The sequence below is a fragment of the Pseudomonas sp. CDFA 610 genome (assembly GCF_021147865.1).
Lineage (GTDB): Bacteria > Pseudomonadota > Gammaproteobacteria > Pseudomonadales > Pseudomonadaceae > Aquipseudomonas > Aquipseudomonas alliivorans.
On record NZ_JAGTPM010000001.1, the window covers coordinates 461,096 to 475,137 of the forward strand.

A 14,042-nucleotide genomic window follows, 5' to 3' on the forward strand; every position below is an offset into this window, starting at 1 on the left:
CGCTGCCTGTAGCGGCCATTGTCCTATGAATCATGGGCTTACGATGATTTTGGCAATTGGCATCGGTCTTGCTGGTGTACAGGCGCATCACGTCATCAGGAGGTGAAAGATGATTATTGGCAACAGTGGGCTTGAACAGCTGGTTTCCCATGCTGTTGGAGCCATAGGGCGCAAGACGCTGGGCGAGGTGTCGCAGGATACGTTCGGCGCGGTGGCCGCGGCAGGTCTCGGCAACGGTGCGTTCCCGGTCACCTCGCAAAACGCCAACGCTGCGTCCACGGATGACGCGCAGGGCAACGGTGGTTACAACGAGTCGTTCGCACGGATGATGGTCAATCTCAAAAGCGCGGCGGACACGTCGCTTTCCGAGAAGACGGCGGATCGTGATAACGGTGTTACAGGATCGACGGCCAGCGCTGGTGTTTCGGATGGCGCTGCGACCGGTGTCCAGAAGTTCATGGACACGCTGAAGCAGACAGCCGAAGAGAAAGTGCGGGAAAAACTGACTGGCATCACCCAGCAGCAATACACCGCGATGAAGCCTGAGGATCAACTGACTATCGATCAGAAAGTCCAGGACGCCCTCAAGGACAAGCAGAACGATGTTGCGGATGACATCAATACGCGCATCCGGGGCATCAAGGCCGGTTTGCTGGCCTGACATTTCAGCAGGCTGCACCCATGATTTCGCGAGCCAGCTTGCTCACACGTACTCGTGAGAGCAAGGTGATTCGCGATTTTTTTTGCCCGGGTTTCGTTGAGGTGGTTCAGCGTGCACACCCGGACGCTCTGCGGTCACTCAGCGCAACTGATCCCGGTAGGGCAGATCCGGCCCGACCCGTGTGCAGGTCAGCGCCGCTGCACTCGCTGCAAACTCCAGCATCTGATCCAGCATTTCCTTCGTGATTTCCGACAGCGCCTTTGGCGTATCCACCTGCCGCTCGGTCAGGAAGGTCAGCAGCGCTGCCTGGAACGTATCGCCTGCGCCTACCGTGTCCACCGTCACGACGCTCTTCGCCGGGATCGACCAGGTGCCGTGCTCGCGGGTGAAGATGCTGGCGCCTTGTGTACCACGCGTCACGATGACCAGGTGCGTATGCCGGTTCAGCCAGCCTTTTGCAATGGTCTCGGGGTCGCGGTCGGGATACAGCAGGTGCAGGTCTTCATCGCTGACCTTGATCATATGCGCATGCTCGGCAAATGCCGCGATCTGGGAGCGCCAGCGTCCGATGTCCGGCGCCGGGTTGAGGCGTACGTTCGGGTCGAGCGAAATCAGGCGTTTGCCGCTCTCACGAGCGACCAGCGCCAGCAGCGTATCGGCAATCGGCTGCACCACCAGCGAGAACGAGCCGACATGAATGCCTCGTACGGTGTCGTCGAGTCTGGGCAAGTGTTCCAGGCGCAACTGGCGATCAGCACAGCCTTCGCCTCTGAAGCTGTAGGTGGGCGAACCGTCGGCCCCGACCGCGACCATGGCCAGTGTGGTGGGCGCATTGAATTCAATCAGATGCTCTGCACCGACCTGCTCGTCTTCAAGCACAGCGCGCAGACGACTGCCCAGGTAATCCGTCGACAGACCGGCAAACAACGCGGATTCGACACCCAGCCTGCGCAGGCCGATGGCAACGTTGAAGGGCGAGCCGCCGGCGATGGCGTCAAACCCCAGTTTATTGAGCGCGCTGCCGGTGTCGGCGCGGGTGAAAATGTCGAACAGGGCTTCGCCGCAAACCAGAAACATAGGTGCTCCGTCAAAAAGGCAGGTTCAAACTGCTCGTAATTGGTCTTGATAATGCCGGTAGACCTGTTGATAGGCGGCCACGTTCTGCGCAATCGGTCGGGTCTCGCTGGCCGGGTCCAGGCTTACGCATCGCTCACACAGGTCCTGCAAGCTGCCGGATTGATCATTGGCCGATGACCAGCACCACGCCGCCTGGATTGCCGCGCCCAATGCTGCGGCTTCTGCGAAGCTTGTGCAGACCACCGGCGTGTCCATGATGTCGGCCACGATCTGCCGCCAGACTGCGCTTTTCGAGCCGCCGCCGATCAGGCGGATGCTCTCGCTTTTGATGCCGCTGGCGCGCAGCAGATCGAGTCCGTAGCGCAGGCCGAACGTCGTGCCTTCCACCACCGCCCGACACAGATTGGCCTGGCTCAGATTGGTGCTGTCCAGACCGTGAATGCTACCGGTGGCGTCGGGCAGGGCGGGTACGCGCTCGCCGTTCAGGAACGGCAGCATGAGCACGCCCTCGGCGCCAATCGGCGCGCTGGCTACGGCCGTATTGAAAGCCGCAATGTCCAGCGCGAACAGCTCGCGGATGGCCGTCGTGGCGTTGGTCAGGTTCATGGTGCAGATCAGCGGCAGCCAGCCGCCGGACGACGAGCAGAAGGTCGCAACCGAACCGTGCTCGCTGACCGCAGGTTGATCGGCGAACGCGTACACCGTGCCGGAAGAACCCAGGCTCATGGTGATCAACCCCGGCTGGATATTGCCGGTGCCGATGGCGCCCATCATATTGTCGCCGCCGCCGCTGGACACCAGCGCCTGCGGATTCAGACCCAGCAGTCGGGCAATCTCGGGCCGCACTGTGCCAACGGCCTGCTCAGCGTCCAGCAATTGCGGAAGTGCCTTTTCAAGGCGTCCGCTCGGGTCGATGTGTGCCAGCAGCGGTAGATCCCAGTCGCGCGTGCGCACATTGAAATAACCGGTGCCCGAGGCGTCGCCGTAATCGGTGCAGCAGCGGCCGGTCAGCCAGTAGTTCAGGTAGTCGTGCGGCAGCAGAATCCTGTCGATCTGCCCGAACAGTTCCGGGTGTTGCTCCTTGGTCCACAACAGCTTTGACACCGTATAGCCCGGCGCGATGACCAGTCCCAGGCGCTCCAGTGAACCTGTTTCACCACCCAGATGGTCCAGCAGACGCTGGTTTTGCGGAGCGCTTTCGGTGTCGCACCAGAGCTTGGCCGGCCGCAGCACCTGACCCTGCGCGTCGAGCAGTACCAGCCCATGCTGCTGTCCGGAAATGCCGATACCTTTCACCTGCTGTCCTGAAACGCCGGACTGGGCGAGCGCTTCGCCGACCGCGTGCTGCAGGGCCGAGAGCCATTGCTGAACGTCCTGTTCGCGACGTCCGTGATGGTCACTGATCAGGCTGTGGGGCGCCGAGCCTTCGCCCAGCACGCGGCCTGTCTGTGTATCGAGCAGCAAGGCTTTGGTGCCTTGGGTGCCGCAATCGATTCCAAGAAACATGGTTGTCCCTCAGCGGCCCTTGGCCAGTAATTTTTCCAGAGTGCCGCTGACGCCCAGTGTGCGCAGATCCTTCAGGTTCTGTTCGAACGCTGCCACGAAAGGTGCCGACTGCGGGATGGCCAGACCGAAGATTTCTTCGACCTGCAACAGACGTTCGGTGATCAACGCATCATCGGTGACCAGGCCTTTGCAGAACTCGGCGCGTGGGTCGGGAATGCTGTAGACCGCGCCGTTCTCGTCCATACCCTTTAGGTACAGGGCCCAGGCGGCGACCACGAGTGAGGCCCGCTCCAGATTGCCCTGATCGACAATCAGCCAGTTGATGGTCGGAATCGTGAATTTCGGAAATTTTGAAGACCCGTCCGAGCAGACTCGCTCCAACTGGTCGGCAATCGCCTGATTGGAGAATCGCTCGATCAACGTGTCCTTGTAGCTCTCCAGATCGATACCGGGCACCGACGCCAGTTGCGGCGTGACGTCAAGGTCCATGTAGGCGCGGATGTAACGCACGAACAGCGGATCGTTCATGGTCTCGTGTACGAACCGATAGCCCTTGAGAAAGCCCAGATAGGTCAGTGCCAGATGGCTGCCGTTGAGCAGCTTGATCTTCATTTCCTCGTAAGGCGTCACGTCGTCGGTGAACTGCACGCCCACCTTTTCCCAGGCGGGCCTGCCGTTGACGAACTTGTCTTCCAGCACCCACTGCACGAACGGTTCGCAGACCACCGGCCAGGCATCGTCGATGTGTTTCTCGTCAGCCAGCTTCAGTCGGTGAGCGGCGCTGGTCATCGGCGTGATGCGGTCGACCATCGCATTGGGAAAGCTCACGTTGTCTGCAATCCAGTCGTGCAGGTCGGCGTCACGCTGGGCGGCGAAGGTCAGCAGCGCCTTGCGCGTGACAGCGCCATTGTGCGGCAGGTTATCGCAGGACATCAGCGTGAAAGCGGGCGTACCTTCGGCGCGGCGTCGGGCGAGTGCCGCGCACAGGAAGCCGAACACGGTTTTCGGGCTGTTCGGGTTGGCAAGGTCATGCTGAATCTGCGGCAGATGCGTCATGAACTGACCGTTGCTGTCGTCGATGCAGTAGCCGCCTTCGGTGATGGTCAACGACACGATACGGATGTCCGGGCTGGCCAGCTTATCGATCAGCGCCTGCGGACTGTCCCCGGCCAGCAGCATGCCGCTGATCGACGCGATGACGCGTGTCCGGGTGTCCGGTGTGTCGCCCAGCTCGTAGAGCGTGTACAGGTAATCCTGTTGGGCGAGGGCATCGCGCACAGCCTGGTCCTCGGGGCGCAGACCGACGCCGCAGATGCTCCAGTCCATACCTTCGCCGGTGTTCATCAGCGCATCGGTATAAAACGCCTGATGGGCGCGGTGGAAACCGCCGACCCCGATGTGGGCGATGCCCTGGCGGGTGTCGGTCGCAGAATACGCAGGCACATCAATATCGGTGCCCAGGCGCGACAGATTCTGTTTGTTCAATTTCATGACAGGACTCTCCAGTACTCAGGCGGCAGCGGTCTGCAGGGCTTTGGGGATCACCAGACCGTCAGCGTCGAACAGGTGGCAGTGGGCATTGTCCAGATGCAGATGCAGCGTCTCGCCATACTGGCTGGCCAGATCGCCACGAATACGCATGGTCAGTGCCTCTCCCGAACGGGTACGCACGTGGCAGAAGGTGTCGCTGCCCAGGCGTTCGCTGACATCGGCAATGACCTGCAGCTGGCAATCACCGGTCTGGGCGATGTCCAGATGCTCGGGGCGGATGCCCAGCGTGACCGGAGCGCCGACTGCCAGACCTGCGCGGCTGACCGGCATGCTGATCGTGGTGCCCGCGTCCAGATCCACCTGACAACTGCCGCTGTCGATGCGACTGATTTTGCCTTTGAGAAAACCCATTTTTGGCGTGCCGAGAAAGCCCGCCACGAACAGGTTCGCCGGATGGTGATACAGGTCCAGCGGAGAGCCGACCTGTTCGACCTTGCCGCCGTTGAGCACCACCACCTTGTCTGCGAGGGTCATGGCTTCGACCTGGTCGTGGGTCACGTAAATCATGGTTGCCTGTAGTTCTTTATGCAGGCGCGACAGTTCCAGACGGGTCTGCACGCGAAGCGCGGCGTCGAGGTTGGAGAGCGGCTCGTCGAACAGGAAGATTTTCGGATTACGCACGATGGCGCGGCCAATCGCGACCCGCTGACGCTGACCACCGGAAAGCTGTTTGGGTTTACGCTCCAGCAGCGGCCCCAGCTCCAGGATGCGCGCAGCTTCATCGACTTTCTTCTTGATCTCGTCCTTGTTGCCGCCAGCCAGGTCCAGGGCGAACGACAGGTTCTTGCCTACGGTCATGTGCGGGTACAGCGCGTAGGTCTGAAACACCATCGCCAGGTCGCGCTTGGCCGGGGTCACCTGCGTGATGTCGCGGCCATCGAGTTCGATGGTGCCGGAGGTCACTTCCTCCAGCCCTGCGATCAGGCGCAGCAGCGTGGATTTGCCGCAGCCCGATGGACCGACGAAAACCACGAACTCGCGGTCTTTCACGTCAAGGTCGATGCCTTTGATGATTTGATGACCGTCGAAGCCTTTTTGCAGATTTCTGATGCTGAGGTTAGCCATGATGGACTCCTTTTTATTCTGTAGGCCGGGGCTATTTGACGGCGCCGAACGAAAGACCGCGAACCAGTTGCTTCTGGCTGATCCAGCCGAAGATCAGGATCGGTGCGCAGGCAAGCGTCGAGACGGCGGACAGCTTGGCCCAGAACAGACCTTCGGGGCTTGAGTAGGATGCGATCAGCGCAGTGAGCGGCGCCGCGGCGGACGAGGTGAGGTTCAGGGACCAGAACGCTTCGTTCCAGCACAGGATCAGCGAAAGCAGGGCGGTGGACGCCAGACCTCCCTTGCAGATCGGCATCAGCACGCGAAAGATTTCCTGCCGTGTACTGGCGCCGTCCAGGCGCGAAGCTTCGAGAATTTCGCCCGGAATGTCCTTGAAGTAGGTGTAGATCATCCAGACCACAATCGGCAGGTTGATCAGCGTGTAAATGATGATCAGCGCCAGCCGCGAATCAAGCAGGCCAAAGGTCTTGGCCAGCAGGTAGATCGGCATCAGCACGCCCACCGGCGGCAGCATCTTGGTGGAAAGCATCCACAGCAGGGTGCCGCGCGTGCGTTTGGTTTCGAAGAACGCCATCGAGTAGGCCGCCGGAATGGCCACCAGCATGCTCAGGATGGTCGCACTGAACGAGATCAGCACCGAGTTCCAGGCGAAGTGGAAGTAGTCACTGCGCTCCTGAATGTGCAGGTAGTTTTCCAGTGTGGGCGTGAAAAACAACTGCGGTGGCGTGGCGAAGGCGTCGATTTCGGTCTTGAAGCTGGTCAGTACCATCCAGAAGATTGGAAAGAAGATCAGCGCGGCGATGAGCCAGGACAGGGTCCCGAGCAACAGGCTTTGCAAGCGGCGTGATTGTTTGAGCGTCATCATGGCAGGGCCCTCATGACTTGTCGGTGAGGTTTTTGCCGATCATCCGGATCAGGACGATCGCTGCGATGTTGGCGATGACCACGGCGATCAGTCCGCCCGCAGACGCCATGCCGACGTCGAACTGCAGCAGCGCCTGGATGTAGATCAGGTAAGCCAGGTTGGTCGAGGCAAAACCCGGACCGCCGTTGGTCGTGGTGAAGATTTCAGCGAATACCGACAGCAGAAAGATGGTTTCAATCATCACCACGACTGCAATCGGACGAGCCAGGTGCGGCAGGGTCAGGTGCCAGAAAATCGCCACAGGGCCTGCGCCGTCGAGACGCGCCGCTTCCTTCTGTTCCTGATCCAGCGACTGCATGGCGGTCATCAGAATCAGGATGGCGAACGGCAGCCACTGCCAGGACACAATGATGATGATCGACAGCATCGGGTAATGGGCGAACCAGTCGATGGGCTCGGCACCGAAGAACTTCCACACGGCCGCCAGCACGCCGGAAACCGGGTGGAAAATCAGGTTTTTCCAGATCAGCGCGCTGACCGTCGGCATGATGAAGAAGGGAGAGATCAACAGCACCCGTACGATGCCGCGACCGAAGAACTCACTGGCTTCCAGCAGCGCCGAAATCAGCACGCCGAGAATGACACTGATCGCCAGCACACTGCCCACCAGCAGCAGGGTATTGCCTGCGCCGGGCAGAAAGCCGCTGTCGGTCACGAAGTATTGGAAGTTCTCCAGACCGACGAATTCATTGTCGCCGGGGGACAGCAGGTTGTAGCGAATCAGCGAGAAATAAATGGTCATGCCCAGCGGGACGATCATCCATACCAGCAGCAGCGCGACGGAAGGGCTGACCAGAAACCAGCCCGGCTTGAAACGACGGCTTTTGATCGGGGGCAGTTCGCCGGACGCGTCCGTACGATCAGAAATGGCTGAGGTTTTCATGGGGGCTCCCATCGGATATCACAAAGTCTTGATGCAAGGGCGGAAGAAGTGGATCTCCCGCCCTGCAGCGTGCGGTTACTTCTTCGGATAACCCGCGCGCTTCATGTCGCGCTCTGTGGAGGTCTGAGCATTCTTCAAGGCAGCATCGACCGAGGTCTGACCGATGAGCGCGGCCGAGAACTGCTGGCCGACACTGGTGCCGATTGCCTGGAACTCGGGGATCGTCACTAGTTGAATGCCGACATAAGGCACCGGCTTGAGGGTCGGTGTCTTGGGCGTCACAGCCTTGAGCGATTCCAGCGTGATGTTGGCGAACGGTGCGGCTTTCTTGTACTCATCGCTGTAGGTCGAAGCGCGGGTACCTGGCGGCACGTTGGAAACGCCATCCTTCTCGGCCACGAGCGCGGCGTACTCTTTGGAGGTCGCCCACTGGGTGAACTCGGCGGCGTCCTTGGCATTCTTGGCGCTGGCAGGAATCGCCAGGGACCACGAGTAAATCCAGGATGAGCCCTTGTCGGTCACTTCATGCGGCGCGTAGGTGAAGCCGACGCTGTCAGCCACTTTGCTTTGGGTCTTGTCGGTCACGAAGGAGCCGGCCACGCTGGCGTCCACCCAGATGGCGCACTTGCCGCTGTTGAACAGTGCGAGGTTCTCGTTGAAACCGTTGCTCGATGCGCCCGGCGGGCCGGACTGCTTCATGGTATTGACGTAGAAATTCAGCGCGTTCTTCCATTCCGGCTGATCGAACTGTGGTTTCCACTGCTCATCGAACCAGCGTGCGCCATAAGCGTTGGCCAAGGTGGTGATCAGCGCCATGTTCTCGCCCCAGCCGGCCTTGCCGCGCAGGCAGATGCCGTACTGTTCCTTGGATTTGTCGGTGAGCTTGCCGGCGAACTCGGCGATCTGTGTCCAGGTCGGACGCTCGGGCATGGTCAGGCCTGCCTTTTCGAACAGGTCCTTGCGGTAGTAGGTGATCGAGCTTTCTGCATAGAACGGCAGGGCGAACAGTTTGCCGTCGACCGACAGGCCGTCACGCACCGAAGGGAACACGTCATCGAGTTCGTAACTGGCAGGCAGGTCCTTCATTTCCTGCAGCCAGCCCTTGGCGCCCCACAGTGACGCCTCGTACATGCCGATGGTCAGCACATCGAACTGGCCGCCCTTGGTGGCGATGTCAGTGGTCAGGCGCTGACGCAGGACGTTTTCTTCGAGCACCACCCAGTTGAGCTTGATGTCAGAGTGCTTTTCTTCAAAGGTCTTGGAGAGGCGCTGCATGCGGATCATGTCGCTGTTGTTGACCGTGGCGATGGTCACGGTTCCGGCAGTGGCGGTGCCACTGGCCATGAAACAGGTGCTGAGGACGGTACTGGCAAGCAGAACTTTTGCTGAGGTCTTCATTGATCACTCCTCTTCCACGCCCAGAGAGCTGCAGAAGGCAGGTTATTGTTTTTGTCTCTTCCGGAGGAAGGAAGATGTGGACTGATTACAACGGCGTTCGTGATGAAAGACAAATCCTGCACCGCACTGCCACTGATACTTTTTTGCAGTGAGTCTGCAAGCGTGCCTGCACCGCGAACGCCCGGTGACAGGCGTTGGCGAAGTTTGAGCGTAGACGATGGGCGAGGAGGCGGGGCGAATCAGTACAGGTTTTGTTCGGTCAGTCGCTGGACGGCCAGGCGCCGGTAGTGCGACGGCGTCATGCCCTTGAGTTGCTGAAAGCGCCGGTTGAAGTTGGAAATGTTATTGAAGCCGGACTCGAAACACACGTCGGTCACTGGCTTGTCGCCATCTGCCAGCAGCTCGCAGGATTTGCTGATGCGCAGGCGATTCACGAACTCGACAAAGCAGCGTCCGGTGGCCTGCTTGAAGACTCTGGAAAAATACGTGGGCTTCATGCCCAGGTACTCGGCAACTTCCTCCAGCGGCAATTCCCGGCTGTAGTTGGCAAAGATGTAATCCACCGCCCGGTTGGTCCGGTCGACGCTGTGCTCGTCCGCCGCATGGGTGACGGCCGTGCCGGACAACAGCTGATAATCATCGCTGGCCGCCAGCAGTTCCAGCAATATGAAGAAGTGGCCCAGACGGGTGATGCCACTGGAGTCGGCGATGCGTTGCATCAGCTTCATGGCCTGGCGAATGGTGCGCTTGCAGCGAAACTCGATACCGTACCGGGCACGTTCCAGCAGCGGTGCCAGGGTTCTGAGTTCGGCGAAGACCTGATTACCGCTTTCCAGCAGCTCGTCGGTGAAGTTGACCAGCATGTCGCGCTTGGGCACGACTTCGTCTTCGTCGATCTGGCTGATCCAGTTGTGCGGCAGGTTGGGACCGGTCAGGAACAGGCTGGCCGGGTGGAAGTTGCCGATGTAATCACCTACGAATACCTTGCCGGAACTGGCAACGATCAGGTGCAACTCGTATTCCTTGTGAAAGTGCCAGCGCACCAGCGGACAGGGAAAACCGTGCTCGCGATAAATGATCGAAAGACCGTTATGGTCGTCCATCAATTCGTAGGAAGGGTCCGCAATTCTTGTTGTTTTGCTCATGGCGTGGCCGTTTGCAGTGGTTGCCAGAGCGTTAATGTGCCTCATTTTTCAGATCATTGCCCGACCGTCACCGAAAAAACGCTTAGGATCAGTCACTCTTCACAGCAGTGATTGCAGGAGCGGCACGCGATGAAACAGATTCTTCTCATCGGCATGGGGGCCGGCGATCCCGAGCAGATCACGGTTCAGGCCATCAACGCGCTGAACCGGGCGAACGCCGTTTTCCTGCTCGACAAGGGTTATGCCGACGACGATCTGCTGCAAGTGCGCAAAGCGATTTGCGAGCGCTACATCACGCACACCGATTATCGACTGGTGCAGGTCCAGGACCCGCGCCGCGAAGACGATCCCGACGGCTACGAGCGCGGTGTCGAGCATTGGCACGAACAGCGCGCCATCCTGTTTGAGCGCCTGATCGGCGATGAGCTTGGCGAGAACGGGGTGGGCGCGTTTCTGGTCTGGGGCGACCCCGCGCTCTACGACAGCACCATGCGCATCCTCGACCGGGTGCTGGCGCGGGGCAGGGAAGTCCTTGAGTATCAGGTCATTCCTGGCATCACCAGCGTGCAGGCGCTGGTCGCCAGTCATCGCATACCGCTGAACCGTATCGGCGAACCGCTTCTGATCACCACAGGCCGTCGCCTTGCAGCGAACCCGGAAGATGAGCCAGACAACGCGGTGGTCATGCTCGACGCCCATTGCACCTTTGATCGTTTCGTCGGCAAGGGGCTGGATATCTATTGGGGCGCCTACCTGGGCACCCCGGACGAGATACTGGTGTCAGGCAGGCTCGATGACGTGTGTGGACAGATCAAACGCCTGCGCGCCGAGGCGCGACAGCGCAAGGGGTGGGTGATGGATACGTATCTGTTGCGCAGGCCTTGTTCCTCGACGCAGACGAAAGCTTGACCGTTCAAGGAGCACCAGACTTCAGGCCCTGAATCGCACGGATTGCATCATCAACCGTTTCCACCACGGCCCTTTCACGGGCGCTGAGTCTGAAGTTGTCTGCACCTGAACCAGTTCAGGCACGTCGCGCAATCTGATCCAGAGATCGTCATGCCATTGCAATGTGCTCAGCGGACGCCCTTGCCAGCGCATCTGACAGGATTCAGGGTGGTCGAAGTCTTCGCGATGCCGGGCGTGCAAGGTCGGAAGTACGTCCTGAACCAGCCACTGACGCAGGGCTCGGTTCTCGGGAACGTAATGATGGACGAGCATGGCGAACACTGCGGATTCGCTGAGCATCAGGCAGCGTTCCCACGCTTTGTGCGTCTGCAGCCACGCTGTGCGGGATTGATCGGCATCGAGTTTCAGCGTAGAGCGTTCGTCCAGGCGCTTGCCCATGAGGCGGGCAAGGTCTGACAGGGGAAACCAGGCCTGAGCACCGATCATGACGGCTCGCAGCATGCGGTGATGGCGGATGAAGACGGTGGGTTCGAGATAGTCGGTGCAAGGGGAGGCGGGGTGTGGCAGGTCCATGAGTGAAAGCTCCTTTGAGGTAAACCCCACCCGTTACGTCGCTAAACATAATGGGTGGCGACTGTACGACGGTTAGCGAACCGGCCACAAAGGCACACCGGCAGATCCGAAGATCTCCGAAGTACAGCCGCCATAACGCGTGCACCAGATGAAAAATACCTGACGCAGTCTTAGGGCACCTTTGAGTCGGATCGCTAAATCCGGTCACTGTTCTGCAGCGACGGCGCACCTTAAAGCCGCAAATCGACACGCGCAAGCGGTCAGGATTTTCTCGGAAACTTCATACGAAGGAAAGGGAATTGTCGCCACTAGCAGACGACTTTGGGGCCGCTATACAGGCTTTAGCGTAAAAGAATGCATGCCGATATCGGGCGAATGGGCATCCGTGTATTGACAGAAAACACTCAAACCTTGCGATTCTTCGCCTCGATCCACTGCGCCATGTACTTGGTGCTCTTGTGGTGATGGTGCCGCAGCATCGAGCCGGTGAAATTGGCCAGCCTGTGACTCGGCAGGTCGCGGCGCAGGGCGTCGATGCGCTCCATCAGGCTGGCGCAATGCTGCTCGTGTCGAAAACGCGCGTTCAAGAGGGTCCAGCCAGCCGTTTGCGCTTCAGACCACAGCGCTCGATTCTGATAAAGACGCACCGCGGCGTCTGCGATGTGCGCCGGATCGGTCTCGACCTTTCCGGGCCATGGCAACCCGCCACTCATGGCTTCGGCACCGATCGGTGTCGTGACCGAGGGTGTGCCGCACAGCATGGCATCAATGAGCTTGCCTTTGATGCCGGCCCCGAAGCGCAAGGGTGCCAGGCATACGCGTGCGTCGGACATGACCTGCAGCGCATCCTCGGCCCAATTCATGATGTGGAAACCTTGAGCGCCATTGTGCAGCGCCGTCGCCTTGGGTGGCGTGTAGGCGCCGTAGATGTGCAGTTGCGCCTGAGGCAGCTGCTGGCGGATCAGCGGCCAGATGGCGTTTTTCATCCAGAGCACCGCATCCCAGTTCGGCGCATGGCGAAAGTTGCCAATGCTGAGGAAGTGCGCACGCTGGTCAAACGGCCTGGCGGCCTGCGATGGCTCATCGAGCATCAGCGGGCACCAGTGCAGCAATGATGCAGGCATGCCGAACCATCCTGTCAGCAGATCGATCTCCACGTCCGAGGTCATCAGGTTCAGGTCGCATCGGTACAGCGATGCGATTTCACGCTGGGCCAGATCACTGGCCGCCATCAGGCTGAACAATTCAGCATCGCCAGCGCCGAACAGGTCTGAAACGTCATTGCCGGACTCTTCGTTCAGCAGATCCTTCAGCCTTTGATGGCGTGCATGGCGCAGGCTCTGCAGGTCGGAGGTCTCGAGAATCCGTAGCGCGCCGGGGCACTGCTGCTCGACCCGCCAGCCGAACTGTTCCTCGATCATGAACTGATCGAACAGCACCACGTCGGGTTGAAGGTCGCTGACGAACGCATCGAAACTGCTGTTGTTGAGCTCGATGCGCACCTCGGTGATGCCCAGGCTGACCAGATCCGCGCGATGCTCGCCTTCTGTGGCAGGGCTGGCGAAGGTGATTTGCCAGCCATGCTCGAGGAAGCAGCGAATCAACTGCATCACGTGCCCGCTGGCCGCAGACGAGCGAGGTTCGGGCCAGACATACCCTATAATCAACAGGCGCCGGGTGGCGTTCTCGGCAGGCGGGGAAATACGGCCGGATGTCTCGATATCAATGCTGGCCAAGAACGCTTTTTACCTTGTCGCGCAAATCATCGATGGAGAAGGGCTTGCCGATCGAGTGCATGCCCGCGGGCACCTCGATGTTTTCCGAATACCCGCTGGCGAACAATACGGGCAGTTCCGGGCGCAACGCCCTGGCTTTTTTGGCCAGCTCAGTGCCTTTCAAATCAGGCAGGCCCTGATCGGTCATCATCAGGTCGATGCTTCTGGTTTCATCCTTGATGATTTCAAGCGCCGTCATTGCATCTTCGGCTTCGAGCACCGCGTATTCCAGCTCCTCGAGAACGTCGACGATCAGCATGCGCACAATAGTGTCATCCTCGACTACAAGAATGGTGCTGGTTGCGTCCGGCATGGTTGACTCCTTAAAGCCTGAAAATAAAGGTGGTGCAAAGAACGCAGAACGTCATGCGCCTTGCCGGGCAGTGCAAGGTCAATGACCCTGACGTGTCCGCTATTCATACAGTCCCTGTATCAGTAAATAAAACGCACACAGAAGTTCAATCTGTCGCAGTTCCCCGCAAACCAGCATAGCAATCCATGACGCAAGAGCCACGCTTGTCGATGCGCAGGAGCTTATCGCCGATTTATGTGTGAAATTTCAATCCTCTAAGTG

At 59.7% G+C, this 14,042-nt stretch carries 13 protein-coding genes; 2 read left to right on the forward strand and 11 right to left on the reverse strand.

The window, feature by feature from the left end:
- Window positions 1–109: 109 nt before the first annotated feature.
- Window positions 110–661 carry a hypothetical protein gene (locus KDX39_RS02150; protein ID WP_184322875.1) on the forward strand — a complete coding sequence of 184 codons (552 nt, stop codon included), beginning with the start codon at window positions 110–112 and terminating at the stop codon, window positions 659–661.
- 138 nt (window positions 662–799) lie between these two features.
- Here KDX39_RS02150 and KDX39_RS02155 read toward each other — a convergent pair whose 3' ends face one another.
- From KDX39_RS02155 to KDX39_RS02190, 8 genes are all read right to left on the reverse strand, one after another.
- Window positions 800–1,738 (reverse strand): carbohydrate kinase family protein, encoded by a 939-nt coding sequence (locus KDX39_RS02155; protein WP_231659196.1) that lies wholly within the window; start codon window positions 1,736–1,738, stop codon window positions 800–802.
- 24 nt (window positions 1,739–1,762) lie between these two features.
- A complete protein-coding gene (xylB, locus tag KDX39_RS02160) occupies window positions 1,763–3,244 on the reverse strand; it encodes a xylulokinase (RefSeq protein ID WP_231659197.1) in 1,482 nt (493 codons plus the stop codon).
- A 9-nt stretch (window positions 3,245–3,253) separates the two neighbouring features.
- Window positions 3,254–4,735, reverse strand: coding sequence for a mannitol dehydrogenase family protein (locus KDX39_RS02165; protein WP_231659198.1), 1,482 nt, complete (start codon window positions 4,733–4,735; stop codon window positions 3,254–3,256).
- 18 nt (window positions 4,736–4,753) lie between these two features.
- Window positions 4,754–5,860, reverse strand: a complete 1,107-nt coding sequence (locus KDX39_RS02170; RefSeq protein ID WP_231659199.1) for an ABC transporter ATP-binding protein — start codon at window positions 5,858–5,860, stop codon at window positions 4,754–4,756.
- 31 nt (window positions 5,861–5,891) lie between these two features.
- A complete protein-coding gene (locus tag KDX39_RS02175; protein ID WP_004884895.1) occupies window positions 5,892–6,725 on the reverse strand; it encodes a carbohydrate ABC transporter permease in 834 nt (277 codons plus the stop codon).
- A 10-nt stretch (window positions 6,726–6,735) separates the two neighbouring features.
- Window positions 6,736–7,668 (reverse strand): carbohydrate ABC transporter permease, encoded by a 933-nt coding sequence (locus tag KDX39_RS02180; protein WP_099230373.1) that lies wholly within the window; start codon window positions 7,666–7,668, stop codon window positions 6,736–6,738.
- Between the two features lie 75 nt (window positions 7,669–7,743).
- The gene (locus KDX39_RS02185; protein ID WP_231659200.1) at window positions 7,744–9,066 is read right to left on the reverse strand and encodes an ABC transporter substrate-binding protein; all 1,323 of its coding nucleotides are present in this window, start codon (window positions 9,064–9,066) and stop codon (window positions 7,744–7,746) included.
- Window positions 9,067–9,305: 239 nt separating this feature from the next.
- Entirely contained in the window at window positions 9,306–10,211 is a 906-nt protein-coding gene (locus KDX39_RS02190; RefSeq protein WP_099230810.1) for an AraC family transcriptional regulator, read from the reverse strand.
- Between the two features lie 129 nt (window positions 10,212–10,340).
- On the opposite strand from KDX39_RS02190, the gene cobF reads away from it, so the two are divergent.
- On the forward strand, window positions 10,341–11,120 hold the full coding sequence (gene cobF / locus KDX39_RS02195; protein ID WP_231659201.1) for a precorrin-6A synthase (deacetylating): 780 nt from the start codon (window positions 10,341–10,343) through the stop codon (window positions 11,118–11,120).
- 21 nt (window positions 11,121–11,141) lie between these two features.
- Here cobF and KDX39_RS02200 read toward each other — a convergent pair whose 3' ends face one another.
- The 3 genes from KDX39_RS02200 to KDX39_RS02210 all read right to left on the reverse strand — a co-directional run bounded on the left by KDX39_RS02200 (window position 11,142) and on the right by KDX39_RS02210 (window position 13,781).
- Complete coding sequence (locus tag KDX39_RS02200) at window positions 11,142–11,693, reverse strand: BRO-N domain-containing protein (protein WP_231659202.1); 552 nt, start codon at window positions 11,691–11,693, stop codon at window positions 11,142–11,144.
- A 404-nt stretch (window positions 11,694–12,097) separates the two neighbouring features.
- On the reverse strand, window positions 12,098–13,429 hold the full coding sequence (locus KDX39_RS02205; protein ID WP_231659203.1) for a glycosyltransferase: 1,332 nt from the start codon (window positions 13,427–13,429) through the stop codon (window positions 12,098–12,100).
- Window positions 13,416–13,781 (reverse strand): response regulator, encoded by a 366-nt coding sequence (locus KDX39_RS02210; RefSeq protein WP_231659204.1) that lies wholly within the window; start codon window positions 13,779–13,781, stop codon window positions 13,416–13,418. The genes KDX39_RS02205 and KDX39_RS02210 overlap by 14 nt, the downstream gene beginning before the upstream one ends.
- Window positions 13,782–14,042: the final 261 nt, after the last annotated feature.

What these genes read in the sequence shown, in the direction of transcription:
- cobF (WP_231659201.1), top strand. Translation starts at nt 10,341, where the DNA reads ATGAAACAGATTCTTCTCATCGGCATGGGGGCCGGCGATCCCGAGCAG.
- xylB (WP_231659197.1), bottom strand. Translation starts at nt 3,244, where the DNA reads ATGTTTCTTGGAATCGATTGCGGCACCCAAGGCACCAAAGCCTTGCTG.
- KDX39_RS02170 (WP_231659199.1), bottom strand. Translation starts at nt 5,860, where the DNA reads ATGGCTAACCTCAGCATCAGAAATCTGCAAAAAGGCTTCGACGGTCAT.
- KDX39_RS02200 (WP_231659202.1), bottom strand. Translation starts at nt 11,693, where the DNA reads ATGGACCTGCCACACCCCGCCTCCCCTTGCACCGACTATCTCGAACCC.
- KDX39_RS02155 (WP_231659196.1), bottom strand. Translation starts at nt 1,738, where the DNA reads ATGTTTCTGGTTTGCGGCGAAGCCCTGTTCGACATTTTCACCCGCGCC.
- KDX39_RS02210 (WP_231659204.1), bottom strand. Translation starts at nt 13,781, where the DNA reads ATGCCGGACGCAACCAGCACCATTCTTGTAGTCGAGGATGACACTATT.
- KDX39_RS02190 (WP_099230810.1), bottom strand. Translation starts at nt 10,211, where the DNA reads ATGAGCAAAACAACAAGAATTGCGGACCCTTCCTACGAATTGATGGAC.
- KDX39_RS02150 (WP_184322875.1), top strand. Translation starts at nt 110, where the DNA reads ATGATTATTGGCAACAGTGGGCTTGAACAGCTGGTTTCCCATGCTGTT.
- KDX39_RS02175 (WP_004884895.1), bottom strand. Translation starts at nt 6,725, where the DNA reads ATGATGACGCTCAAACAATCACGCCGCTTGCAAAGCCTGTTGCTCGGG.
- KDX39_RS02185 (WP_231659200.1), bottom strand. Translation starts at nt 9,066, where the DNA reads ATGAAGACCTCAGCAAAAGTTCTGCTTGCCAGTACCGTCCTCAGCACC.
- KDX39_RS02165 (WP_231659198.1), bottom strand. Translation starts at nt 4,735, where the DNA reads ATGAAATTGAACAAACAGAATCTGTCGCGCCTGGGCACCGATATTGAT.
- KDX39_RS02180 (WP_099230373.1), bottom strand. Translation starts at nt 7,668, where the DNA reads ATGAAAACCTCAGCCATTTCTGATCGTACGGACGCGTCCGGCGAACTG.